At 69.7% G+C, this 22,655-nt stretch carries 20 protein-coding genes; 8 read left to right on the top strand and 12 right to left on the bottom strand.

Annotated features, from left to right (window positions below; translation table 11 throughout):
- Positions 1–1,317 (bottom strand): MFS transporter (locus V7004_RS08775; RefSeq protein WP_334143418.1); only part of this gene is annotated, 1,317 nt, incomplete at its 3' end.
- Entirely contained in the window at positions 1,314–1,742 is a 429-nt protein-coding gene (locus V7004_RS08780) for a MarR family winged helix-turn-helix transcriptional regulator (protein WP_334143420.1), read from the bottom strand. The genes V7004_RS08775 and V7004_RS08780, both read right to left, overlap by 4 nt.
- Before the next feature lie 121 nt (positions 1,743–1,863).
- On the opposite strand from V7004_RS08780, the gene V7004_RS08785 reads away from it, so the two are divergent.
- Both V7004_RS08785 and V7004_RS08790 read left to right on the top strand, forming a co-directional pair.
- Positions 1,864–2,814 carry an NAD(P)-dependent oxidoreductase gene (locus V7004_RS08785; protein ID WP_334143422.1) on the top strand — a complete coding sequence of 317 codons (951 nt, stop codon included), beginning with the start codon at positions 1,864–1,866 and terminating at the stop codon, positions 2,812–2,814.
- On the top strand, positions 2,814–3,725 hold the full coding sequence (locus V7004_RS08790; protein ID WP_334143423.1) for a DUF7064 domain-containing protein: 912 nt from the start codon (positions 2,814–2,816) through the stop codon (positions 3,723–3,725). Before V7004_RS08785 ends, V7004_RS08790 begins: the two co-directional genes overlap by 1 nt.
- A gap of 18 nt (positions 3,726–3,743) precedes the next feature.
- On the opposite strand, the gene V7004_RS08795 is transcribed toward V7004_RS08790, so the two are convergent.
- On the bottom strand, positions 3,744–4,634 hold the full coding sequence (locus tag V7004_RS08795) for a DUF368 domain-containing protein (RefSeq protein WP_334143424.1): 891 nt from the start codon (positions 4,632–4,634) through the stop codon (positions 3,744–3,746).
- Between the two features lie 68 nt (positions 4,635–4,702).
- On the opposite strand from V7004_RS08795, the gene V7004_RS08800 reads away from it, so the two are divergent.
- Entirely contained in the window at positions 4,703–5,365 is a 663-nt protein-coding gene (locus V7004_RS08800; protein ID WP_334143425.1) for a DedA family protein, read from the top strand.
- Here the strand turns inward: V7004_RS08800 and V7004_RS08805 are convergent.
- The 4 genes from V7004_RS08805 to V7004_RS08820 all read right to left on the bottom strand — a co-directional run bounded on the left by V7004_RS08805 (position 5,343) and on the right by V7004_RS08820 (position 11,269).
- Complete coding sequence (locus tag V7004_RS08805) at positions 5,343–6,110, bottom strand: succinate dehydrogenase/fumarate reductase iron-sulfur subunit (protein WP_334143426.1); 768 nt, start codon at positions 6,108–6,110, stop codon at positions 5,343–5,345. The two genes, V7004_RS08800 and V7004_RS08805, sit on opposite strands and share 23 nt — an antisense overlap.
- A gap of 13 nt (positions 6,111–6,123) precedes the next feature.
- Positions 6,124–8,049: a fumarate reductase/succinate dehydrogenase flavoprotein subunit gene (locus V7004_RS08810; RefSeq protein ID WP_334143427.1), complete on the bottom strand. Its 1,926-nt coding sequence runs from the start codon at positions 8,047–8,049 to the stop codon at positions 6,124–6,126.
- Between the two features lie 20 nt (positions 8,050–8,069).
- Complete coding sequence (locus V7004_RS08815; protein WP_334143428.1) at positions 8,070–8,756, bottom strand: succinate dehydrogenase cytochrome b subunit; 687 nt, start codon at positions 8,754–8,756, stop codon at positions 8,070–8,072.
- 242 nt (positions 8,757–8,998) lie between these two features.
- Complete coding sequence (locus tag V7004_RS08820; protein ID WP_334143429.1) at positions 8,999–11,269, bottom strand: glycoside hydrolase family 2 protein; 2,271 nt, start codon at positions 11,267–11,269, stop codon at positions 8,999–9,001.
- Positions 11,270–11,397: 128 nt separating this feature from the next.
- Here V7004_RS08820 and V7004_RS08825 point away from each other — a divergent pair, with 128 nt between their 5' ends.
- Both V7004_RS08825 and V7004_RS08830 read left to right on the top strand, forming a co-directional pair.
- Positions 11,398–14,475, top strand: coding sequence for a bifunctional diguanylate cyclase/phosphodiesterase (locus V7004_RS08825; RefSeq protein WP_334143430.1), 3,078 nt, complete (start codon positions 11,398–11,400; stop codon positions 14,473–14,475).
- Between the two features lie 76 nt (positions 14,476–14,551).
- On the top strand, positions 14,552–15,967 hold the full coding sequence (locus V7004_RS08830) for a magnesium chelatase (RefSeq protein WP_334143432.1): 1,416 nt from the start codon (positions 14,552–14,554) through the stop codon (positions 15,965–15,967).
- A gap of 21 nt (positions 15,968–15,988) precedes the next feature.
- Here the strand turns inward: V7004_RS08830 and rpiA are convergent, their stop codons facing one another.
- Both rpiA and V7004_RS08840 read right to left on the bottom strand, forming a co-directional pair.
- Positions 15,989–16,672 (bottom strand): ribose-5-phosphate isomerase RpiA, encoded by a 684-nt coding sequence (rpiA, locus tag V7004_RS08835; protein ID WP_334143433.1) that lies wholly within the window; start codon positions 16,670–16,672, stop codon positions 15,989–15,991.
- Positions 16,669–17,904, bottom strand: a complete 1,236-nt coding sequence (locus V7004_RS08840) for a family 1 glycosylhydrolase (RefSeq protein WP_334143434.1) — start codon at positions 17,902–17,904, stop codon at positions 16,669–16,671. The genes rpiA and V7004_RS08840 overlap by 4 nt, the downstream gene beginning before the upstream one ends.
- Positions 17,905–17,977: 73 nt before the next feature.
- Here V7004_RS08840 and V7004_RS08845 point away from each other — a divergent pair, with 73 nt between their 5' ends.
- Positions 17,978–19,993, top strand: a complete 2,016-nt coding sequence (locus tag V7004_RS08845) for a hypothetical protein (RefSeq protein WP_334143435.1) — start codon at positions 17,978–17,980, stop codon at positions 19,991–19,993.
- Here V7004_RS08845 and V7004_RS08850 read toward each other — a convergent pair.
- The gene (locus V7004_RS08850) at positions 19,971–20,477 is read right to left on the bottom strand and encodes an O-acetyl-ADP-ribose deacetylase (RefSeq protein WP_334143437.1); all 507 of its coding nucleotides are present in this window, start codon (positions 20,475–20,477) and stop codon (positions 19,971–19,973) included. The genes V7004_RS08845 and V7004_RS08850 overlap by 23 nt on opposite strands.
- Before the next feature lie 228 nt (positions 20,478–20,705).
- Between V7004_RS08850 and V7004_RS08855 the strand changes: the two genes are divergently transcribed.
- Positions 20,706–20,987, top strand: coding sequence for a WhiB family transcriptional regulator (locus V7004_RS08855; protein ID WP_208029558.1), 282 nt, complete (start codon positions 20,706–20,708; stop codon positions 20,985–20,987).
- 1 nt (position 20,988) lies between these two features.
- On the opposite strand, the gene V7004_RS08860 is transcribed toward V7004_RS08855, so the two are convergent.
- Positions 20,989–21,807, bottom strand: a complete 819-nt coding sequence (locus tag V7004_RS08860) for a hypothetical protein (protein WP_334143439.1) — start codon at positions 21,805–21,807, stop codon at positions 20,989–20,991.
- A gap of 58 nt (positions 21,808–21,865) precedes the next feature.
- On the opposite strand from V7004_RS08860, the gene tatA reads away from it, so the two are divergent.
- Positions 21,866–22,042, top strand: coding sequence for a twin-arginine translocase TatA/TatE family subunit (gene tatA / locus V7004_RS08865; protein ID WP_334143440.1), 177 nt, complete (start codon positions 21,866–21,868; stop codon positions 22,040–22,042).
- 48 nt (positions 22,043–22,090) lie between these two features.
- Here the strand turns inward: tatA and V7004_RS08870 are convergent, their stop codons facing one another.
- Complete coding sequence (locus tag V7004_RS08870; RefSeq protein WP_334143441.1) at positions 22,091–22,330, bottom strand: WhiB family transcriptional regulator; 240 nt, start codon at positions 22,328–22,330, stop codon at positions 22,091–22,093.
- Between the last annotated feature and the right edge of the window lie 325 nt (positions 22,331–22,655).

Below are 22,655 nucleotides of genomic sequence, written 5' to 3' on the forward strand. Positions count from 1 at the left end.
CCCCACCTCCACCGCCCGCTGCCGGAGCGGTGCCCCCTCCTCCGCCTCCGGCGGGGCTGGTGACCCCGGAACAGGAGGCCGACCAGCCTCAGCCCGGGTCGTGAGAGCGGCGCGCTCCAGCGAACGCCAGCCGATCAACGCCGAGACCAACGCGGCCAGCCCACCGATCGCGAGCGCGGCCCGCCCGCCGAGGGTCTCACCCACCCAACCGACGATGGGGCCACCGATCGGTGTGCTCCCGAGGAACGCCACGCCGTAGAGGGCGATGACCCGGGCCCGCATCTGCGGGTCTGCCGTGAGCTGCAACGTGGCGTTGGTGAGGGTGATCACGGCGATGCTCGCCGCGCCGACCAGCGGCATGACCACCGCGGTGGCCGTCAACGTCGGCATCACCGATGCCACCAGCACGAGGAGGCCGAATGCCGCTGCCGACCATCCGACGCCACGATGGGAGGCAGTCATCCGACCGGCGAGAACCAGGCCGCCGATGACCGCGCCGGCGCTCATCGCCGAGAGGAGGGCACCGTAGCCTTCGGCGCCAGCGCCGAAGGTGAAGGTGGCGAGGATCGGCAGGCTGACCTGGAACTCGTAGGTCAGGGTCCCGATGACCGCCAGCATCAGCAACGGGGTACGCAGCGCCGGCGTGACCCACACGTATCGCAGGCCCTCCAGGAGCTGGCCGTGCTGCCGGGCCACCGGTTCGGTCCGGTGGAGCTCCCCGACTCGCATGGCTGCCAGCGCAGCGAGCACCGCGGCGTAGCTGAGCGCGTTCAACAGGAAGCACGTAGCGAGGCCCAGGGTGGCGATCACCACCCCGCCCACGGCCGGGCCCACCAGCCGGCCGGCGTTCATCACCGTGCTGTTGAGCCCCACCGCGTTGGTGAGGTGCTCGGGTCCCACCATCTCGTAGACGAACGACTGGCGGGCCGGCATGTCGAAGGCGTTGACCAGACCGAGGCCCAGCGCGAGCAGGAAGACCATCCAGAGCTGCACCGCACCGGTCGCGGTCAGCACCCCGAGGACCAGGGCGAGCGAGCCGGCCGCACTCTGGGTGGCCAGCAGGAGCCGCCGCTTGTCGGACCGGTCCGCGATCACCCCCGCCCAGGGACCGAGCACGAGCATGGGGAGGAACTGCAGGGCGGTGGTGACCCCCAGGGCCACGCCGCTGCCGGTGAGCCGGAGCACCAGCCAGGCCTGGGCCACGGTCTGCATCCAGGTCCCGCTGACCGACACGACCTGGCCGGCGATGTACAGGCGGTAGTTGCGTGAGCTGAGAGCCCGGAACGTGTGCCGAGCGGCTCGCTCCACCCGGGTCACGGGGTCTCCTCGTCGAGGAGTTGTTCCAGGGCGGGCAGCGCCGCCAGGAGGCGGTTCCGGTCGCCGGCGGAGAGCGTCGCCAGGCGGTCGGCGAGCCAGGCGTTGCGTTCCTCCCGGATCTGCTCGAGCTCCCGCCGGGCCGCGGGGGTCGCCCGCACCAGCGAGATCCGGCGGTCGCGCTCGTCGCTGGTGCGCTCGACCCACCCTTCGCCCTCCAGCGCGCCGACGATGCGGGAGATGGTGGGTGGCTGCACGTTCTCGATCGCGGCCAGCTCGCCGAGGGTGAGCGGCCCCCGCTTGGCGATGGTGACCAGCGCGGAGAGTTGCGAGGGGGTGATCCCGCTGTGCACCTGCTGGCGGAGGCGTCGAGCGAGGCGGAGCAGGATCATCCGCAGCCGGCTGACGTCGTCCTCCGCGGCGGGCATCCTCGCCCCCTTCCCTTCCCAATCGTTTCGTTTCGCTAATCAATAGCCTAGCTAATCAACTGCGGGATGCCACCCCGAGGAGTGGGGCGCAGGGAGTCGGGTGTGCAGGCAGACTGGCGAGGTGGCGGCCGTTCGCGTCCTCAGCCATCTGGGTCCCTCCGGGGTGTTCGCACTGCCTCCGGACCTCGCCGGCATGGTGGAGCTGGTGCCCGTGCCCACCCGAGGCGACCTCGACCCCGCGCTGCGAGGGGAGGTCCTCGTCACTCTGCCCTGGGAAGTCGAAACACTCGCCGAGACCCTTCGGAGGGGGGTGCGGTGGGTGCACGTCACCGGGACCGGGGTGGACGCCTTCCCGCTCCAGCTGATCGGTGAGGGTGTGGTGCTGACCAACTCCCGTGGTGCCAGCGCGGTGCCGATCTCCGAGTGGGTCCTGGCCACGATGCTGGCATTCGAGAAGCGGCTGCCGGAGTCGTGGGAGACCCGTTCCCCCGAGGACTGGCGGCGGGGGCAGCTCCGCGATCTCGGCACCCTGGCGGGCAAGCGGCTCGCCCTCGTCGGCCTCGGTGGTATCGGCTCCGCCACCGCCACACGGGCCCTCGCGTTCGACATGCAGGTGCGGGCGTTGCGTCGCCGGGACCGGCCGTCACCCGTGCCCGGAGTGGAGACGGTCCGCTCGCTGCCGGCATTGCTCGACGGCGCGGATCACGTCGTGCTCGCCGCGCCGCTGACCCCCGAGACCCGAGGCCTCATCGGGCGCGAGGCGTTCGGGGCGATGAAGCCCGGGGTGCACCTGGTGAACGTGGCCCGGGGGGCGTTGGTCGACCAGGACGCGCTGCGAGCGGCGCTTGATGACGGGACGGTGTCGATGGCGTCACTCGACGCGGTCGACCCTGAGCCCTTGCCGGAGGGGCACTGGCTCTACACCCATCCCAAGGTGCGCTTGTCCCCCCACCTGTCCTGGTCCGCCCCGGGAGCGCTCGACCTGCTGGCCCAGATGTTCATCGAGAACCTCCGGCGCTTCGTGGCCGGCGAGTCCCTCCAGCACGTCGTCGATCTCGACGCCGGGTACTGATGGGCGTCCCGCCCGCCTCGGCTCCGTGCGACGAGGGCTGGCACCAGCCGGGCCCGGAGCCGCAGTGGAGCGAATGGTGGTACTTCGACTTCGCCTCCCCCGACGGGTCCTTCGGAGGGTACGTGCGGGTCGGTCGCTATCCGAACCTCGGGGTCGTGTGGTACTGGGCCTGCGTGGCCGGACCAGACCGTTCGCCGGTGATGGTCGTCGACCATCAGGTCCGCCCACCGGCACGGGAGGGCTCGCTCGAGTTGCGGGCCAGCGGACTGTGGGCCGACCACAACTGCGAGACCCCGTTCGAGCACTGGAGCGTCGGGCTCGAGGCGTTCGCCGTGAGCCTCGACGACCCGCTGGATGCCTACCAGGGTTCGCTCGGTGAGCGGGTTCCCCTCGGTCTCGACCTGGAGTGGGAGACCGACGGGGAGGTCTTCGCCTATCCGCCCCCGCTCGAGCACTACGAGGTGCCGTGCCGGGTGCATGGTGAGGTGCTCGTCGGGCTCGAAAGTCTCGAGCTCGACGGGGTGGGCCAGCGGAACCACGCCTGGGGTGGGAACGACCGGTGGGCGGAGGCCTGGTGCTGGAGCGCCTTCCACGTCGAGGGCGGCGATCACCACCTGCTCGAGGTGACCCCGGACACCTCGCAGGCCATCGGCTATCGCCAGCCTCCCGATTCAGGGCAGGTGAAGGTGCTCGAGGGCTCGGTGGCGTGGACCGAAGGGCCGGAGCGACTGCCCCGGCAGATCGATCTCACGGCGGCCGGCGAGCGCATCGGGGTCACCCCGCTGGCGTGGGCGCCGGTCCTCGTCGAGGGGCCCGGGGGTCGGCGGTCCCGCCTTCCGCGGGCCCTGGCCCGCTTCGAAGGAGCCGCCGGCCCTGGTGTGGGGTGGGTCGAGGTCAACCAGCCGGAGTGAGCGGCCGGCGAGCGCCGATCAGGCCACTCGCTCGGCGGCGCGCTCGACGCGGAACGCCACCAGCGCGAAGCCCGCCACCACCACGAAACCGGTCACTGCCAGCAGGATCGGGACCACCACATCGTCCTGGGGCATGGTCATGGTGGTCCCCGCGGTCCCCTCCGGCCACGGCCACAGCACCCGCAGCGAGCCGAGCATCAGGCCGATGAGCCCCGCCACCACCGTGTCGTGGTGGTGGTGCAGGGCCCAGTGCAGCACCTGCGAGAACAGCATGAGCCCGATCGCGCAGCCGGTGGCGAACACCGCGACGGTGGCGAGCTGGCGGTCGTTCACCGCCCCGAGGACCAGGTCGTACATGCCGAGCATGAGGAGGATGAACGACCCGGAGATCCCCGGGAGGATCATGGCGCAGATGGCGATCGCGCCGGCCAGGAAGTAGGCCCACAGCGGCGGATCGGCCACCCCGGAGGAGCGGAAGCCGAGCAGGAAGAACGCGGCCACGCCGACGAGGAGGAGGACGACAGCGCGCATGCTGTCCCACTGCTTGACCCGCGGGAGTGCCGCGGCGACCGAGCCGGCGACCAGGCCGAAGAACAACCCAGCCATGCGGACCGGTTCCGTGTCGAGGAGATGCTCGATGGCACGGGCCAGCGACAGCAGTGCCAGCAGAATGCCCGCTCCCAGCGGGAGGATGAACAGCCAGCGAATCTCACGCAACCGGTCCCACGTGCCAGCCAGGTCGAACCTCAGAAGGTGACCAGCCGCCGCGGCGAAGAGGCTGACCGTGTCGATGAGCTCCTCGTAGATACCGGTGACCAGGGCGACGGTGCCGCCCGAGACGCCCGGGACGATGTCGGCGCTGCCCATGAGGAAGCCGCGCGCGAACACGGAAGCAGGCTTGTGGGGCACGGCGCCGATCGTACCGGCTCCGGACCCCCCGACCCGACATCGCTCGCGAGCCCCGGTACGCTTCGCCGGTGCACGTTCTGCTCACGTTGATCCTCGGTCTGGGCGTCGACCCCCAGCGCCTCTTGCACACCGTCGGACTGATCGGTCTGCTGCTCGCGGTCTTCGCCGAGTCCGGGATGATGGTGGGCTTCTTCCTCCCGGGCGACTCACTGTTGTTCGCTGCCGGCCTGCTCACCTATCGGGGTGACCTGGCGGGTGGTCAGGTGTGGCTGGTGACGGTGGGGTGCGTCATCGCGGCCGTGGTGGGTGACCAGGTGGGCTACGGGGTCGGGCGCAAGCTCGGTCCCCGACTCGCGGACCGGGAGCGTTCGCGGTTCCCCAAGGACGAACACCTCGTAAAGGCGCAGGCGTTCTTCGACCGCCACGGCCCGAAGGCGATCGCGCTCTCGAGGTTCGTGCCGATCGTGCGCACGTTCTGTCCTGTGGTGGCCGGGGTGAGCCGCATGGACCACCGGGTCTTCACCCGGTGGAACGTGATCGGTGGGGTGGTGTGGGCGGTCGGGCTGATCCAGCTCGGGTACTGGCTGGGACGGATCGCCCCGGGAGTCGGCGACCGCATGGAGCTCGTGGTCGTGGCGATCGTGGTCTTTTCGCTGATCCCCATCGGCGTGGAGCTGGTCCGCTCGCGCCGGGAGCGGACCGACTCGCCTACGGGAACACCTGGCCGATGAGCTTGCGGTTCTTCAGCTTCGCCTTGAGGTAGTCGCGGTTCATCAAGGCGATGAAGTCGATGGGGATCTCCTTCGGACAGGCTTCCTGGCATTCGCCGTAGTTCGTGCAGGAGCCGAAGTACTGCTCCATGGTTTCGACCATGTCCTCGGTGCGCTGCCACCGCTCCGCTTGACCCTGCGGGAGCAGGTTGAGGTGGGCCAACTTGGCGGAGGTGAACAACTGGGCCGCGCCGTTGGGACACGCGGCCACACACGCGCCGCAACCGATGCAGGCAGCCGCGTCCATGGCCGTGTCGGCCGCTGGCTTGGGTACTGGGATCTGGTTGCCATCGGGAGCCGCACCCGTGTTCGCGGTGATGAAACCGCCCGCGGCGATGATGGCGTCCAAGGCGGACCGGTCGACCATCAGGTCCTTGATGACCGGGAAGGCCGCCGCCCGCCACGGCTCGATCACGATCTCATCCCCGTCGCGGAAGCTGCGCATGTGGAGCTGGCAGGTGGCCGTGCCGCGCATCGGGCCGTGAGCCTGGCCGTTGATCATGATGCCGCAGGTCCCACAGATGCCTTCCCGGCAGTCGCTGTCGAAGGTGATCGGCTCGCGACCTGATTCGATCAACCGCTCGTTCACCACGTCGAGCATCTCGAGGAACGACATACCCTCCTTCACGTCAGTGGCCTCGTAGGTCTCGAAGCGGCCCTCGGCCCGGGGGCCGTCCTGGCGCCACACCTTGAGCGTGAGCTTCATCTCGGTCCTCGTCCTACTTGTAGCTGCGTTGGGTGAGCTTCACGTACTCGAACGTGAGCGGTTCCTTGTGGAGCCTCTGCGGAGCGTCGGTGCCCTGCCATTCCCAGGCGGCCACGTACGCGAAGTTCTCGTCGTCCCGGAGCGCCTCGCCGTCCTCGGTCTGGTGCTCGACCCGGAAGTGCCCTCCGCAGCTCTCCTCACGGTGCAGGGCGTCACGGCACATGAGCTCGGCTTCCTCGAAGAAGTCGGCCACTCGCATGGCCTTCTCGAGTGACTGGTTGACCCCGTCGGGCGTGCCGAGGATGCGGGCATTCTTGCGGAACTCGTCATACAGGGCCGGGATCTCGCTGAGTGCCTTCTCCAGGCCGGCGCGCGAGCGCTCCATCCCACAGTGGTCCCACACGATCCTGCCCAGCTCACGGTGGTAGTGGTCGACCGAACGGGTGCCCCCCACCGACATCCACCGGCGGATCTCGTCCTGCACGGCTGCCTCGGCCTGCTTGAACACCGGGTCGTCGGTGGGCACGAGTGGCTGCCCGAGCAAGCCGGCCAGGTAGTCACCGACGGTGTAGGGGATCACGAAGTACCCGTCGGCGAGCCCCTGCATCAACGCCGAGGCGCCGAGCCGGTTGGCGCCGTGATCCGAGAAATTGGCCTCCCCCAGCGCGTACAGCCCGGGCACGGTGGTCATGAGGTTGTAATCCACCCAGAGCCCGCCCATCGTGTAGTGGGTGGCGGGATAGATGCGCATGGGGACCTCGTAGGGGTTCTCCCCGGTGATGCGCTCGTACATGTCGAAGAGGTTCCCGTAGCGCTCCCGCACGACGTCGACTCCCAACCGGCCGATGGCATCGGAGAAGTCGAGGTAGACCCCGTTGTGGAGCGGCCCCACGCCACGCCCCTCATCGACGACGGTCTTGGCGTTGCGGCTGGCCACGTCCCGGGGAACCAAGTTGCCGAACGCCGGGTACTTGCGCTCGAGGTAGTAGTCGCGCTCGGACTCGGGGATCTCGGCGGGTGGTCGATCGTCACCTGCCCGCTTGGGTACCCAGATGCGACCGTCGTTGCGTAACGACTCAGACATGAGGGTGAGCTTGGACTGGAACTCGTCGCTCGCGGGGATGCAGGTGGGGTGGATCTGGGTGAAGCACGGGTTGGCGAACAACGCTCCCTTCTTGTGTGCCCGCCAGGCCGCCGTGACGTTGCTGTTCATGGCGTTGGTCGACAGGTAGAACACGTTGCCGTAACCGCCCGTGCACAGCAGCACCGCGTGCGCAGCGTGGGAGGTGACCTCGCCGGTGACGATGTCGCGGGTCACCACCCCGCAGCACGCGCCGTCCTTCACCACCACGTCGAGCATCTCGGTCTTGGTGTGCAGCTCCACCGTCCCGAGTGCGACCTGTTGCATGAGCGCCTGGTAGGCGCCGAGCAGGAGCTGCTGGCCGGTCTGACCCCGGGCGTAGAAGGTGCGGCTGACCTGCGCCCCGCCGAACGAGCGGTTGTCGAGCAGGCCGCCGTACTCGCGGGCGAACGGGACTCCTTGCGCGACGCACTGGTCGATGATGTCGACGCTGACCTGCGCGAGGCGGTAGACGTTCGACTCCCGCGCCCGGAAGTCGCCGCCCTTCACCGTGTCGTAGAAGAGCCGGAAGATCGAGTCGCCGTCGTTTTTGTAGTTCTTCGCGGCGTTGATGCCCCCCTGGGCGGCGATCGAGTGCGCCCGGCGTGGCGAATCGTGGAACGTGATGACCTTGACCCTGTAGCCGAGCTGGCCGAGCGTGGCGGCGGCCGACGCGCCGGCCAGACCACTGCCGACCACGATGATCTGGAACTTGCGCTTGTTGTTCGGGTTGACCAGGCGCATCGAGAACTTGTGGTTGTCCCAGCGGTCCTCGATGGGTCCCTGCGGGGTCTTGGCGTCGAGCACGATGTCGCTCATTCGATGCGGTCTCCTCGGGCTCAGCCGACGACGCCGGTGAGCACGGCGATCGGGAACGAGATGTTTGGTCCCACCACCAGGATCGTGAAGCCCGCCGCGGCAGCCCGCCGCAACGGGTTGTGGCGGGGGTTGAAGTGCGGGCTCATCGACCCCATGGTCTGGAAGAGGCTCCAGACGCCGTGGTACAGGTGCACGCCGAGTGCCAGGTTGGCCAACACGTAGAAGAGCGCCACCGGCCAGCGCTGGAACGACGCCACCACGTTCGCGTACACGTCGCCGGCGTGGAAGTCGGGGTTGGCCCAGCCGGTCGTGAGGTCGGCGAGGTGGAACACGATGAACAGGGCGACGATCACGCCGCTCCAGCGCATGGTCCGGGCTGCCCAGCTGGCGGCGATGTAGTCGCGAGGTGAGGCATACCGCTGCGGGCGAGCCCGGCGGTTGAGCATCGTGAGTGAGTAGGCCGCGTGGATGTGGTAGCCCACGGCCACGATGAGCACGACTCGCATGCCCCACAGTGCGACCCCGTCCGGGAGGATCGGCACCAGCAGTCCAGTCCGGAGCCACTCGGCGTACTCGTCATAGTGGGTCGGGCCGAGGTACATCTTCAGGTTGCCGACCATGTGGGCGAACACGAAGCCCATCAGCACCAGGCCGGTGATGGCCATCACCCACTTCTTGCCCACCGCGGTCCGGTAGAAGCCCGACATGGGGAGCCGCCCTCGCCGGATCGGTGTCCGGATGGGTGGGGACGTGACGTTCGGGATGGCAGCAGGGGCTTGTCGGGTTGCGGTCACGAACATGCCTCCACGTGGAGCTCCTCCGATCGGCGTGGGTTGCGGCGCGACACCGGTGCGAGAGGCCGGCCCCTCACCGGGATCCGGCCCGCGACGACGCTACCCATGACCGCTCGTCAGGTGCTAGCTGGCAGCGGCCGCCCCGACCGGGCGGGCTAGGGCTGGGAGGCCACACCCCCCCGGTGTGCCTGCTCGACCGTCGTGGTGTACCGGTTGCTGGCCAGGATGCTCCCCCGCCCTGGGGCGTCCGCCAGTTCCAGGTGGAGGCTCAGCTCCCCGTCGGCGTCGGGCACGATGCTCTCCATCGTCGCCACGTAGGTCACGGCGTCGGCTTCCACCTCGCCCTGCCACGACCACCGCAAGGACCGTGAACGCCCCGCACCATCTCGCCATTCGAGATGGGCGGTGACGACCGTGTCGGCGAGTGTGATCCTGAGGTCGCTCACGACGTGGATGGCCGCCCGCAGCGGCTCCCCAGGTCGGACGATCCGGGGCAGGCGATCAGCGACCACGATCAGCGGGCGGCAGGCGGCGGCCAGGGCGTGGAACGCCGCTTTCGGCTGGCGGTCATGGCCGAGCACCGACCAGGTGACCGAGGGATAGCCGTCGGCGAAGCAGAACTGGGCGAAGCCACCCGTGGGCCGGTACTTGAGCCGGCGGAGCGTCTCCACATGGTGCTTGACCAGTTCCGCCTGGTAACGCTGCGTTGCCTCGCGCCACTCGTCGAAGGTGCGGTGAGCGGCGGGCGGGACGTACCGGTCGAAGAACGTCTTCTGCAGCGCGTGCACCTCCCGGGCCCGGTCCCAATCCAGCGCGGGCCAGCGGTCAGGCTCGAGGAACCCGGCATCGGCCGGGACCGATTGGGCGCCGAACTCGGTGACGAACCGGGCCAACTTGGGCCACCAGCGCAGCAGCCGCGGGAAGTCCCGCTCGTCACCCAGGTACCAGCCGAGGTAGAGGTGGGTATCGGTGCCGTCGAGCTGCGGGGGATGCGGCAGCACCCCGCTGTGAGGCACCACGGGCCGCGAACCGTCGTTGCGCTCGAGCACGGAACTGATCGAGTGGTCCAGCACACTTTTGTTCCACGTCGGGAGCATGTGCGCGGCGATCGCCCTGGCGGCGAGTCGGGTCCGGCGGCGAGGGTCCGCGAGCGTGGCGGGCTCGATGTCGATCGCCATCGGCTCGTTGTGTGCGCACCAGATGGCGATGGACGGGTGGTGCCCGAGGAGGTCCACCGCCTCCCGAGCCTGGCGACGAGCCTGGCGACGGACCCCGCGGGCGTAGCCCCACTGCAGCGGCAGGTCCTGCCAGAGCAGCACGCCGAGCTCGTCGGCGGCCTGGTACAGCTCGGGGCGGCTGATGTGGCCGTGCACTCGCATCAGGTCGAGCCCCGCTTCCCGCACGCTCCTCACGTCGCCGGTGAGCAGGTCGGGCGAGGCATCCGCCAGCGCCACCCGGCTCGGGCCCTGGTTGGTGCCCTTGAGGAAGAGGCGTTCGCCGTTGATGGAGAAGATCCAGTTGTCGAGCGCCACCCGCCGCAGCCCGACCGACCGGCGTACGCGATCGCTGACCCGATCACCGGTCAGCACGTCGAGCTCGATGATGTAGAGCGGCTGGTCTCCGAGCGACCAGGGCCACCACAGGGCGGGATCGGGAACGGTGACCGTCCATTCCAGCCGGTTCTCACCGGTCGCGACCGGCTGGTCGCGGACCACCTCGACGACCTCGCGACCTCGAGGGTCGACGACCCGGGTACGGATGGTCGCGACCGTGGGGTCGGCCGCGTCGAGCACGGCGCGCAGCGACACGGACGCTGCGTCCTCGCGGGCGTCGCGGCAGACGATGCGGCTGTGCTTGATGCGCAGCGGGCCGCTGGTCTCGAGTCGCACCGGACGCCAGATGCCACCGGGGTTGAAGCGCTGGTCGATCAGGTCCCAATGCTGGAACACGCCGGTGAGGTTGCGCTTGCGGGTCCGCTCCCGCTGCGGCGCGCAGGCCACCTCGATGGCCAGCACGTGCTCGGAGCGAGCGGCCAGCTCCCTCGTGACCTCGAAGGCGTGGGGGAAGAAGTACCCCTCGGTGTCCCCGAGGTACGCGCCGTCGAGCCACACGTCGCTCGTGTAGAAGACCCCGTCGAGCACCAGCCAGCGGCGCTGCTGCGCTGGCTGCTCGCCCCACACCCCGGTCGCGGTGGCATCGAGCTGGAAGCGCCGACGCGCGAGCAGTGGCCCGTCTGACTCGGCGAAGGCGGGCGCGGAACGCCAGTGACCGGGGACCGGGAGGTCCTCCCACGCCGAATCATCGAACTCGGGATCGGGGTAGGCCCGACGGAGGCTCTCGTCGGCCACCGCCGCCCGCCAGGTGCCGTCGAGACTCACGCCCGCCCGATCGGGGAGGATCGTCTCGGATGCCGGTCCCCCGTCCATCGGTGGGGGACGCTACCGGACCACGCCGCCGGTCGATCACGCCGCCGGTCGATGGGTGGGACGTCGATCGGGAGCGCTTCGACAGGCATCTACTAGAGTGAAAGGTCATCGACACGGGGGGGTCGGAAGTGGCCGAGACGACCGCCGACGGCGAGGCCTGGATCCACGAGCCCGTCGACGAGCGGGCGCAGCCCGGCACCCGGCGCGAGGGTGGCGAGCTCCCTCGTGCTGCGCTCGACTGGTTGCTCGACCGCTCCGCGGAGGTGGTCGTCCTCGTCGACGAGGGCGGGATGGTGGCCTACGTGAGCCCGACGGTCCGGCGGATGCTCGGCTTTGACGCCCGGAGCCTGGTGGGTCGAACGCTCACGGAGCTGCTCGGCCCGGAGTCGGTGACGGCGGCCGAGGGGATGCTCCCGCGTGCCGCCGGTGGAGCGGGTGGGACGGAGGCCCAGCAGGGTGGGCCGTCGCTCCTGGCCGTCCGTGACGCGGAGGGCCGGACGTGCCAGCTGCTGGCGGAGGTCTCCCCCGAGGTGTCCCTCGGTGATCGCCGGTTCACGGCATGGCGGCTGTCCGCCGCCCGGGGCGACGGCCGCCGGACCATCGACGCGCTGGGCCGCCGGCTGGCCTTCGAGGATCTGCTCACCCGGCTGGCGTCGTCGTTCGTCCTGCTTCCCGCGCCTGAGATCGACGAGGGGATCGCCCGGGCCCTTGCGGACATCGGCACGTTCAGCGAGGTCGACCGGGCCTACGTGTGCCTGCTCGACGACGACCGGGGGACCATTGAGAACACCCATGCGTGGGCCAGCCCCTCCAGGCCCCAGGCGGGGTCCCGGGCGGCGACCGTCGCCCAGGATGCCGTGCCCGCGTGGATGGCCACCCTCCGCTCGTTGGAGCCGGTCTACATCGCACGGCTCGCAGACCTCGACGACCGGTGGGCCCGCGAGCGATCTCTGCTGGCCGCGTACGGCGTGCGCTCGGCCCTCGCCGTCCCACTCGCCACGGAAGGGCGTCTCGTCGGCTTCATCGGCTTCGAGTCGATCGGGACCGAGCGGCTCTGGTCGGACGACCACCTGGCCGTCCTGAGCGCCGCTGCCGGCATCATCTCGCAAGCCCTCGCTCGGTCGGCCGCCGAGGAGCGGTTCGTCACCGCCTTCACCGGAGCGCCCCTCGGGATGGCCCTGCACGGGCCCGACGGTCGGCACCTCCAGGTCAACCGGACCTACTGCGAGCTGGTGGGTCGATCGGAGGACGAGCTCATCGGACGGTCGGTCATCGAGGTGGTGCATCCCGACGACCAGGACGAGCTGCTCGACCGGTACGCGGACCTGCTGGCCGGCCGGGCGGCGCGGATCTCCCACGACGTGCGGGCCTGGAAGGGTGACGGGGAGCTCGGCTGGTTCCGGGCCCACAGCGCGGCGGTCCGTACCAGCGAAGGGGTGCTCCAGTACCTCGTCACCCACCTGGAGGACATCACCGAGCGCCACCAGCAGGAACAGGAGCTCCGGCTCAGCGAGGAGCGGTACCGCACCCTGGTCGAGAGCTCGCCGGCGCTGGTCACACGGTTCGACCGCGAGGGCCGGATGGTGTACGTGAGCCCGGCGATCCGGGAACTGGCCTCCGTCGAGCCCCACGAGGTCACCGGTCACACCAGCGCGGTGTTCACCGACGACGAGCGTGAGTACCGCAAGTGGGTGGCGTCGTTGCACCGGGTCTTCGAGACCGGCCAACGCCTCGACACGGAGTGGGAGATCCCCGTCGCCGGGGGCTCGCGGTGGTTCCAGAGCCGGGCCGTGCCCGAGTTCGGTCCCGATGGCCGGGTGGAGCACGTGCTGGTGATGAACACCGACATCACCGCGGTCAAGCGCAGTGAGGCCGAGCTCGCCCGCCAGGCCCTCCACGATCCACTCACCGGGCTCGCCAACCGGGCACTGTTCCTCGATCATCTGGCGCTCGCGCTGGCCCGGTGCCGCCGGCGGGAAGAGCAGCTGGCGGTGCTCTTCCTCGATCTGGACCAGTTCAAGGTGGTGAACGACTCGCTCGGTCACTCGGCCGGCGACGAGCTGCTGATCGCTGTCGGCCACCGCCTCCAGGAGGTTCTGCGGGCCGGCGACACCGTCGCCCGGCTCGGTGGCGACGAGTTCGTGGTGCTCCTGCCCGATGTCGCCGGCGGCGAGGAGGTCGTGGAGATCGCGGAACGGGTGTTGCACGCGCTGCGCCGTCCGGTCCGGGTCGGGGCCGACGAGGTGTTCGCCACTGCGAGCATCGGCATCGCCCTGGCGCCGGGGACCGCTGGGACCGGTGAGCCGGTCACTGCCGAGGGTCTGCTGCGGGACGCGGATGCGGCCATGTACAGGGCGAAGGCCCGGGGTCGAGACCGCTTCGAGATGTTCGACGAGAACCTGCGGACCCAGGCCATGGCTCGCCTGCATCTGGAGAGCTTCCTGCGCCGGGCCATCGACCTCGACGAGCTGGAGGTGCACTTCCAGCCGGAGGTCTCGCTCACCACCGGAGCGATCGTGGGCTGCGAGGCACTTGTCCGGTGGCGGCACCCTACCGAAGGTCTGCTGGATGCAGGCTCGTTCATCTCCGTCGCCGAGGAGTCGGGTCTGATCGTCGACGTGGGCTCGTGGGTGCTCCGTGAGGCATGCCGTCTCGCCAGCCAGTGGCTGACGGGCGATGGGGCCATCGAGACGGTCCGGGTGAATCTCGCTGCTCGCCAGATCGCCCATCCCGAGCTGGTGCCCCTGGTGGTGCAGTCACTCGAGGAGAGCGGGCTCGACGCGTCGACGCTCTGCCTGGAGATCACCGAGACGACGGTGATGGCCGATCCGGCGGCCAGCCTGGAGGTGCTCGGTCGCCTGCGGGCCCTCGGCGTCCAGCTGGCCATCGACGATTTCGGCACCGGGTACTCGTCGCTCGCCACCCTGAAGCAGCTCCCGGTGGACATCTTGAAGATCGATCGCTCCTTTGTGGACGGTCTGGGCGTGGACCCCGACGACACCGCCATCGTCGACGCCATCGTGAGCCTCGGCCGTGCGCTGGGCCTGGGGATCGTCGCTGAGGGGGTGGAGACCTCGACGCAGCTTCGCGAACTCCGAGAGCTCGGCTGTGACCGGGCCCAGGGCTTTCTCTTCGCGCCCGCGGTCCCAGCGGATCGGTTCTGGAACGCGTACGCGCTCGCCCATCAACCGGAGGCCGCGAGCTGAGCCAGCGCAGTGCCGGCGCCCACCGGGCGCCTCCCCGAACCGCCACCCCGCGAAGGGCGGCGATAGCGTGGCTTGCATGCCGTCTCCCAGCACCCGACCAGAGACCATCGGCGCCCTGCGGCGCTCCGGCTGGGTGTCCCGCCCGGTCAAGGAGGAGATCCGCCAGAACGCGGTGGCCCGCATCCGAGCAGGCGAACCGCTCTTCCCGGGCGTGCTCGGCTACGAGGACACCGTGCTACCGCAGCTCGAGAACGCCCTCCTCGCCGGCCATGACGTGATCTTCCTCGGTGAGCGGGGCCAGGCCAAGACCCGCATGATCCGTTCCCTCACGGGTCTGCTCGACGAGTGGATGCCGATCGTCGCCGGCTCGGAGATCAACGACGACCCTTACCATCCGGTGTCACGCCACGCCCGTGACCTGGTGGACGCGGAAGGTGACGACACCCCGATCGAGTGGGTGCATCGGGACGACCGTTTCGGCGAGAAGCTGGCCACCCCGGACACGTCCATCGCGGATCTGATCGGCGAGGTCGATCCGATCAAGGTGGCCGAAGGGCGCTATCTGTCCGACGAGCTGACGCTCCACTACGGCCTCGTGCCCCGCACCAACCGGGGCATCTTCGCCATCAACGAGTTGCCCGACCTGGCCGAGCGCATCCAGGTCGGCCTCCTCAACGTGCTCGAAGAGCGCGACGTGCAGATCCGGGGGTACAAGATCCGCCTGCCGCTCGACGTTCTGCTGCTCGCATCCGCCAACCCCGAGGACTACACGAATCGCGGCCGCATCATCACACCCCTGAAGGATCGTTTCGGTAGCCAGATCCGCACCCACTACCCCCTCGACGTGGAGACCGAGGTTGCCATCGCCCGCCAGGAGGCCCGACCGCTCGAGGCGGATGGGCTGCGGGTGGTGGTCCCCGACTACATGGCGGAGACCGTGGCCGAGCTGAGCCAGCTCGCTCGCCAGAGCCCGCACATCAACCAGCGTTCGGGGGTGTCGGTGCGGCTCACGGTGGCCAACATCGAGACGCTGGTGGCCAACGCCGCGCGGCGGGCCCTGGTCCACGGCGAGACCGACGTCGTGCCCCGCGTGAGCGACCTCGACGCCCTGGCCTCGTCCACGGCCGGCAAGGTCGAGATCGACTCGATCGAGGAAGGGCGCGACGAGCAGATCATCGAGCACCTGCTCAAGGCAGCGGTCCTGTCGGTTTTCCGCGACCACGTGCCCATCGAAGATCTGCGCCCGGTGATCGACGCGTTCGACGGCAGCCGGGTGGTCCACGCCGGTGAGGACGTGCTGTCGGCTGACTACGTGGCGCTGATCACCGAGATCCCTGAGCTGCGCGAGCCCGTGCGCCGGTTGACCGGGGGTGACGAGTCGGCCGCAGCGGTGGCGGCGGCCGTCGAGTTCGTCCTCGAGGGGTTGCACCTGTCGAAGCGGCTCAACAAGGAGACGATCGGGGCTCGCGCCCAGTACCGGGGCCGGGGCTGATCGCGGGCCGCGACGCGCCGGTCAGCGGTCGTTGACCAGCTCGCGGATACCGCCGTCGCCCGCGACCACCACCCGTTCCACCATCTCGCCGAGGAAGATCCCGTGCTCCACCACGCCCGGGATGGCATCGAGACGGGCGGCGAGCCCCCGGGGATCGTCGATCAGGCCGAAGCGGGCGTCGGCGAGCAGGTTGCCGTTGTCGCTCCCACCGGGACGGATCGACACGGAGCTGGCCCCCAGTGCCGCGACCCGCGACGCCACGACCCCGGGGGCGAAGGGGAGGATCTCCAGCGGGGTGCCGAAGTCCCCGAGCTGGTCGACCAGTTTGTGCTCGTCGACCACCACGATCCATCGCTCGCACATCTGGCCCACGATCTTCTCCCGGGTGAGCGCCCCACCCCCTCCCTTCGTGAGGTTGAACTCGGGGTCGACCTCGTCGGCGCCGTCGATCCCCACGTCGAGCCGGCCGAGGTCGTCGGGAGGGACCACCCGCAACCCGAGCGACCGAGCCAGCTCCTCGGTCTGGGTGGAGGTGGCGGTGCACGCGATGTCCAAGCGGCGCTCCCCGAGCGCCACGATCGTCCAGTGGACCGTCGAGCCGGTACCGAGCCCGACCCGCATCCCGTCCTCGACGTAGGTGGCGGCGTGGCGGCCCGCTGCTTCCTTCTGGGCCCGTCGCGGATCGGGGCGCTCGGCGTTGCTCATGTCGACATCGTCGCGTAGCGGCGAGCGAGATCGGCGCTGCGCTTGGGGTTGCGGTCCCGGTCGAACAGCCCGAACTCGACGTCGAAGCCGTGGAGCCACTCGTAGTTGTCGACCGCGGTCCAGTGGAAGAACCCACGGACGTCGACGCCGTCCTCGATCGCCTCGGAGACGATGCCGATGCACTCGTCCAGATAGCGGACCCGGGTCTCGTCCTCCGTGCCCGCCCCGGAGGTGCCCAGCCCGCACTCGGCGACCAACAGGGCTCGCCCGGGCAGCTCGCTGGCGAGGCGCCGCAGCACGATTCCCAGTCCCTCCGGCCAGGGTGCATAGCCCATGGCGGTGACCGCTGCGTCGGCCGGGTAGGGGCCGGTCGTGGCGTCGGCATAGACGGTCTGCGCGGCGTAATAGGAGAACCCGATCAGGTCGAACGAACCCGCCATGTCGGGCCGTTCCTCCTCGACCGTGCCGGGTACCGCCAGCACCCCGTCGCGCAGGGCGCGGATCCACGAGGTCCAGTAGACGTCGTCGAAGGCCCGGGCCATGGCCTGTGCCTGTTCCCGTTCCGCAGGGTCCCGCGAGCGGGTGCCGGGGTAGATCGGCGAGAGGTTCATGATCGTCGCCACCGGCCTGCCGCCGCTGCGCAGCAGGCGCCACGCCTCGTGGTTGGCGAGGTGCGTGGCCCGCAAGGCCTGGCCGAAGTCCTCGAGGCTCCTCCGCCCCGGGGGATGGGTGCCGAGCAGCCACCCCGCCCCCGCGAAGGCCACCGGCTCATTGAGCGGCTTCCATCCGGCCACCAGGTCGCCGAAGGTCTCGCCCATCCAGTCGACGTGGCGGGCCCAATGCAGTGAGCGTGCGCGGTCGTCGAGGAAGCCGCCCAGGTCGTCGCTGAACCACCCCGGCAGCGTGAAGTGGTGCAGGCACACCCAGATCTCGATGCCGGCGTCGCGTGCCGACTGCAGCATCGCGGTGTAGTGCTCGACCGCGGCGGGATCGTGGTGGCCAGGGCGAGGCTCGAGGCGGGCCCACTCGAGGGAGAGGCGGTGGTGGGTGAGGCCGTGCTCGGCGAGCAGGCGGAAGTCCTCGGTGTATCGGGTGGCGAAGCCGTTGCCGTCGCCCGAGCGTGGCGCGCGCCCGAGATCCTCCCACCGCTTCCAGTCGGCTCGGGGCGCCGCGCCCTCCGTCTGCGTGGACGAGGCCGCCGTACCCCACCAGAACCCCTCCGGGAACCCCATGACCGCATTCTGCCCTGCGCCGGTCACTGCGCCCGCCGGCGCGACCGTCGGGGTCGGCGGGTACCCTCGGCACATGGCCAAGGGACGTCGAGCTGCGTACTCCCGCTGGGACGGCAGCCAGGTCGGTTTCGAGCTCGATGCGTTCGACGTCTTCGAGGAGATGACCGACGACCTCCTCTACCACGGCGACATCAACGCCGCGCTCCGGCGGATGCTGCAGTCCGGGTTCCACGACCGCAACGGCGAGCGACTCCAAGGCCTCCGTGAGATGCTCGAGAAGCTCCGGCGCTCCCGCCGGGACCGGCTCGAACAGTACGACCTCGGTGGGGTGTACGACGACATCGCGCAGGAGTTGCGTGAGGTCGTGGACACCGAACGACGATCGCTCGAGGACCTGGTCCGTGAAGCACGAGAGTCGGGTGACCTGCGCCGCCGGGAGATCACCGAGCAGGTGGCTCAGGAGCGGCAGATGCAGCTCGACATGCTGTCGCCAGACCTCGCGGGCATGGTGCGCGACCTGCAGCGCTACGAGTTCACCTCGTCCGAGGCCCGGCAGCGGTTCGACGAGTTGCTCGACCAGCTCCGCCAGCAGCTGGTGCAGAGCTACGTGAACCAGATGGCCGGCGCCATGAGCAACGTCAGCCCCGAGCAGATGCAGCGGATGAAGGACATGCTCGCCGAGCTGAACCGCATGCTCGAGCAGCGCCAGCGTGGCGAGGAGCCTGACTTCGAGGGGTTCATGGAGCGCTACGGCGACTTCTTCCCCGAGAACCCCCGCGATCTCGATGAGCTGCTCGAGGTGATGGCCCAGCGGATGGCGGCGATGCAGGCCCTGCTCAACTCGATGACCCCCGAGCAGCGCGCCCAGCTCCAGGGCTTGGCGGAGCAGCTGCTCGAGGACATGGACCTGCGGTGGCAGGTCGATCAGCTGGGCGAGAACCTCCGGTCGATGTTCCCCGACCTCGGCTGGAACCGCCGCTACGACTTCACCGGCCAGGACCCGCTCTCGTTCGCCGAGGCCGCGTCGATGCTGCAGGAGCTCGGTGACATCGATCAGCTGGAGAACCTGCTTCGCGGCGCCACGAACCCGGGCGCGCTGGCGGAGGTCGACCTCGACCGGGCGCGCGACCTGCTCGGCGACGATGCGGCCCGCAGCCTGGAGCGGATGGCCGAGCTGGCCCGGCTCCTGGAGGAGGCGGGGCTGATCGAGAACAAGGAAGGCCACCTGGAGCTCACTCCTCGAGGCATCCGCCGGGTGGGGCAGAATGCGCTCAGCGACCTCTTCCGCAAGATGACCGACGACCAGTTCGGTCGTCACGAGCTGCAACGTACGGGGGTCGGCCACGAGCGGGACTTCGACACGAAACCCTACGAGTTCGGCGATCCGTTCAACCTGCACATCGGGCGCACGATCCGCAACGCGATCCAGCGCACGGGCGGGGGCATCCCCGTCGCGCTCGCACCCGACGACTTCGAGGTCGAGCGCACCGAGCAGCTCGTGCGATCGAGCACCGTGCTCATGCTGGACCTCTCCCTGTCGATGCCGATGCGCGACAACTTCCTGCCCGCCAAGAAGGTGGCCATGGCGTTGCACGCCTTGATCTCTTCGCAGTTTCCGCGTGACTACCTGGGCATCGTGGGCTTCAGCGAGGTGGCCCGGGAGCTCAAGCCCGAGCAACTGCCCGAGGTCTCCTGGGATTTCGTCTACGGCACGAACATGCAGCACGCGTTCCAGATCAGCCGTCGGCTGCTGGCCCGCCAGAGTGGCACGAAGCAGATCATCATGATCACCGACGGCGAGCCGACGGCCCACATCACCCCATCTGGCGACGTGTTCTTCAACTACCCCCCGGTGCGCGAGACCGTCGACGCGACCCTGCGGGAGGTGGGCCGCTGCACGCGGGAAGGCATCCGTATCAACACCTTCATGCTCGATCCCACCCCGCACCTGCGGGCGTTCGTGGAGAAGCTGAGCGAGCTCAACCGTGGGCGGGCGTTCTTCACCACACCCGAGACGCTCGGCGACTACGTGCTCGTGGACTTCATCGAGCAGCGCCGGCAGCTGCTCAAGGGTCGGCGGGCGAGCTGAGGAGCCGCTCGTAGCGGGTGGCGGTCTCGGCATCGAAGGCCACGAGCAGGACCTGCTCCACCTCGGTGGGCGTGGCTCGTACCGAGTCGACCGCGATCCTTGCCGCCTCCTCGGGCGGGTAGCCGAAGATCCCCGTCGAGATGGCGGGGAACGCGACCGAGCGGGCCCCGAGCTCGTCGGCGACCTCCAGCGATCGCCGGTAGCAGGAGGCGAGCAGACCGGCCTCTCCGTGCCCCCCACCTCGCCAGACCGGCCCGACGGTGTGGATGATCCATCTGGCGGGAAGTGCGAAGCCGTCGGTGGCGACGGCATCACCGGTCGCGCATCGGCCGATCGCGCCGCACGCGGCTTCGAGCCCGGGGCCGGCGGCGGCGAAGATCGCCCCGCACACCCCGCCGCCTCTCCGGAGCCCCTCGTTGGCTGCGTTGACGATCGCGTCGACGCGGAGGGTGGTGATGTCAGCGCGTGTCGCCTGCAGGCGCATCGCTCGCCTCCCGGGCGTCAAAGCTCAACTTCCGCTTGCGTTTCCGGACACTCGCGGTCATGATCACACCAATGTAATTACACATGTGGTAATGCGCTGTCGCCTCGGGTGGAGCCGGAACTGCCGATCAGGGGCAGGAGGGGACGCATTCCGCAGGACCGGAACACGTCGAGCTCCCTACCCGCGAGGGGCCTGGCGTCTGCCAGGGCGGGGAGGAGGAGGCCGGAAATGCTGTACGCAACCGCCGAATCGAGTGCTGTGGACAAGTCCTGGCAGGACTTCGCGAACTGCCTGGGGGTCGACCCCGACCTCTTCTTCCCGGAGCGCGGCGCCTCCACGCGGGAGGCGAAAGAGGTCTGCCGGGGTTGCGTGGTGCGCGAGGAGTGCCTCGAGTACGCGCTGGCCAACGGCGAGAAGTTCGGGATCTGGGGTGGCATGAGCGAGCGCGAGCGGCGGCGCATCCGCCGCCAGCGGTCGCTCGCCCGAGCGGCCACCAACGCCGCCGGCTGAGCTAGCCGCCGGTTCCCGCGGACCCGTCGAGGTCGAGACCGCGAGCGGCGGCCCGAGCCTCGATGGTGCGCTCAGGGCTCAGGTCGAGCTCGGGCCATCTCGCGGGGTCGATGGCGTCAAGGACGGCTCGTGGTACGAGGCCGACGAGCTCTGCTCGCTCGATCGGTGCCTGCTCGGCAACGGCGTCGAACACCGCCTCGGGCCCGACCTGCTCCGGATCAACCAGATTGGTCGAGACCTGCACGTGTGCACCGACCTGCAAGCCGAGGGCGCGCACCGCCGGCCCACGTAGCGACGCCGCGATGCGTCTCGCCAGTTCGAGGTCGCGGTCTGCGAGCCACAGGTTGTAGGCGATGAGCACCGGCCGGGCGCCGACCGCGCAGGCCCCGGCCGTCGGGTGGGGAGTGGCAGGGCCGATGTCAGGTGCCAGCGAGCCGAAGGCGTGCCTCCGAACGTCGGGCAGGGTTCGTTCCGGGCCGTAGAGGAAGCACGGGACGGCGAGCTCCTCGGCCAGCCAGCGAGCGAAGCGGTCGCGCGCTCCGATGGCGTCGTCGATGGAGGAGGAGCCGAGCGGGACGAAGGGCACGACGTCGACCACACCAAAGCGAGGGTGGGCTCCCTGGTGCCGCCGCAGGTCGAGTGCCAGCACGGCCGCCGCAGCCACCGCCCGTGCCGCTCCCTCGCCGAGGACGGTGATGACCGCTCGGTTGTGGTCGGGGTCGGTGTGCACGTCGAGCAACGAGGCCCCGGCATTGCGAGCGATGAGCTCGACCGTGGCCACGCTGCGACCCTCACTGACGTTGATGACGCACTCCAGCATGGTGCCCTCACGAAGAACCCGACGAGGTTCCGCGGCCCGACGTGGCTAAGCTTTCACCATGAACCTCGGTGGGCCCGAAATCCTGCTGATCGCAGTAGTGGTGCTGCTGCTGTTCGGCGGTACCCAGCTGCCCAAGCTCGCCCGCTCCCTCGGCGAGGCCCAGAAGGAGTTCAAGAAGGGCCTCCGAGAGGGAACCAGCGACTCTACTGACGAGGGCAGGGACCAGACGGCCTGAGCCTCCGTCGATCGCCGGCCCGATCGTCACCGGCTGGCCGCGAGGGTCCTACAGGACGCTGCTGACCAGTGGCGCGGGCGACAGCTTGCGCTTCTTGAGGATCCGGCGCCGCTGGCGCTCGGACGTCCCGCCCCAGACTCCGTGGTCGATGCGATGCTCCAGCGCGTACTCGAGGCACGGCTCCTTCACGGGGCACGCTGCGCAGATGCGCTTGGCCGTTTCGACGCCCACCCCGTCGCTGGGGAAGAACGTGGAGGGTGGCTCGAACCGGCACAGGCCCTGAGCCATCCATGAAGTGTCCATCTCGCCTCCGTTGATCTCCCAGGTGGCACGGGGGCCGAGGCCCGGTGGCTCCCAGCTTCCGTTTCCGAGGCCCGAGGTGCCCACGAGGGTACCGTCGCCGAGCCGAGGATTCCGTACCTCGCCGGTAGAGTGCTGGAATCGACGTAATCTCGTCATAAAGCCCCGACATTGCTCGACCGAGGAGCGAGGGTGGAGCAGGACCTCTCCACGCCCCGGCCGGCCCATCAGCCGGTCCTGCCACCTCCACCATCACCAACGGAGGCACCCTCCGGCCCCGCAGGCCCCTTCGCCCCTCCGCTGGCCCCCCAGG

It is taken from the genome of Rhabdothermincola sp. (assembly GCF_036846205.1).
Taxonomy (GTDB): Bacteria; Actinomycetota; Acidimicrobiia; order Acidimicrobiales; family Acidimicrobilacustridaceae; genus Rhabdothermincola.

What these genes read in the sequence shown, in the direction of transcription:
- V7004_RS08780 (WP_334143420.1), bottom strand. Translation starts at nt 1,742, where the DNA reads ATGCCCGCCGCGGAGGACGACGTCAGCCGGCTGCGGATGATCCTGCTC.
- V7004_RS08790 (WP_334143423.1), top strand. Translation starts at nt 2,814, where the DNA reads ATGGGCGTCCCGCCCGCCTCGGCTCCGTGCGACGAGGGCTGGCACCAG.
- V7004_RS08805 (WP_334143426.1), bottom strand. Translation starts at nt 6,110, where the DNA reads ATGAAGCTCACGCTCAAGGTGTGGCGCCAGGACGGCCCCCGGGCCGAG.
- V7004_RS08810 (WP_334143427.1), bottom strand. Translation starts at nt 8,049, where the DNA reads ATGAGCGACATCGTGCTCGACGCCAAGACCCCGCAGGGACCCATCGAG.
- V7004_RS08815 (WP_334143428.1), bottom strand. Translation starts at nt 8,756, where the DNA reads ATGTCGGGCTTCTACCGGACCGCGGTGGGCAAGAAGTGGGTGATGGCC.
- V7004_RS08820 (WP_334143429.1), bottom strand. Translation starts at nt 11,269, where the DNA reads ATGGACGGGGGACCGGCATCCGAGACGATCCTCCCCGATCGGGCGGGC.
- V7004_RS08830 (WP_334143432.1), top strand. Translation starts at nt 14,552, where the DNA reads ATGCCGTCTCCCAGCACCCGACCAGAGACCATCGGCGCCCTGCGGCGC.
- rpiA (WP_334143433.1), bottom strand. Translation starts at nt 16,672, where the DNA reads ATGAGCAACGCCGAGCGCCCCGATCCGCGACGGGCCCAGAAGGAAGCA.
- V7004_RS08840 (WP_334143434.1), bottom strand. Translation starts at nt 17,904, where the DNA reads ATGGGGTTCCCGGAGGGGTTCTGGTGGGGTACGGCGGCCTCGTCCACG.
- V7004_RS08845 (WP_334143435.1), top strand. Translation starts at nt 17,978, where the DNA reads ATGGCCAAGGGACGTCGAGCTGCGTACTCCCGCTGGGACGGCAGCCAG.
- V7004_RS08850 (WP_334143437.1), bottom strand. Translation starts at nt 20,477, where the DNA reads ATGCGCCTGCAGGCGACACGCGCTGACATCACCACCCTCCGCGTCGAC.
- V7004_RS08855 (WP_208029558.1), top strand. Translation starts at nt 20,706, where the DNA reads ATGCTGTACGCAACCGCCGAATCGAGTGCTGTGGACAAGTCCTGGCAG.
- V7004_RS08860 (WP_334143439.1), bottom strand. Translation starts at nt 21,807, where the DNA reads ATGCTGGAGTGCGTCATCAACGTCAGTGAGGGTCGCAGCGTGGCCACG.
- tatA (WP_334143440.1), top strand. Translation starts at nt 21,866, where the DNA reads ATGAACCTCGGTGGGCCCGAAATCCTGCTGATCGCAGTAGTGGTGCTG.
- V7004_RS08870 (WP_334143441.1), bottom strand. Translation starts at nt 22,330, where the DNA reads ATGGCTCAGGGCCTGTGCCGGTTCGAGCCACCCTCCACGTTCTTCCCC.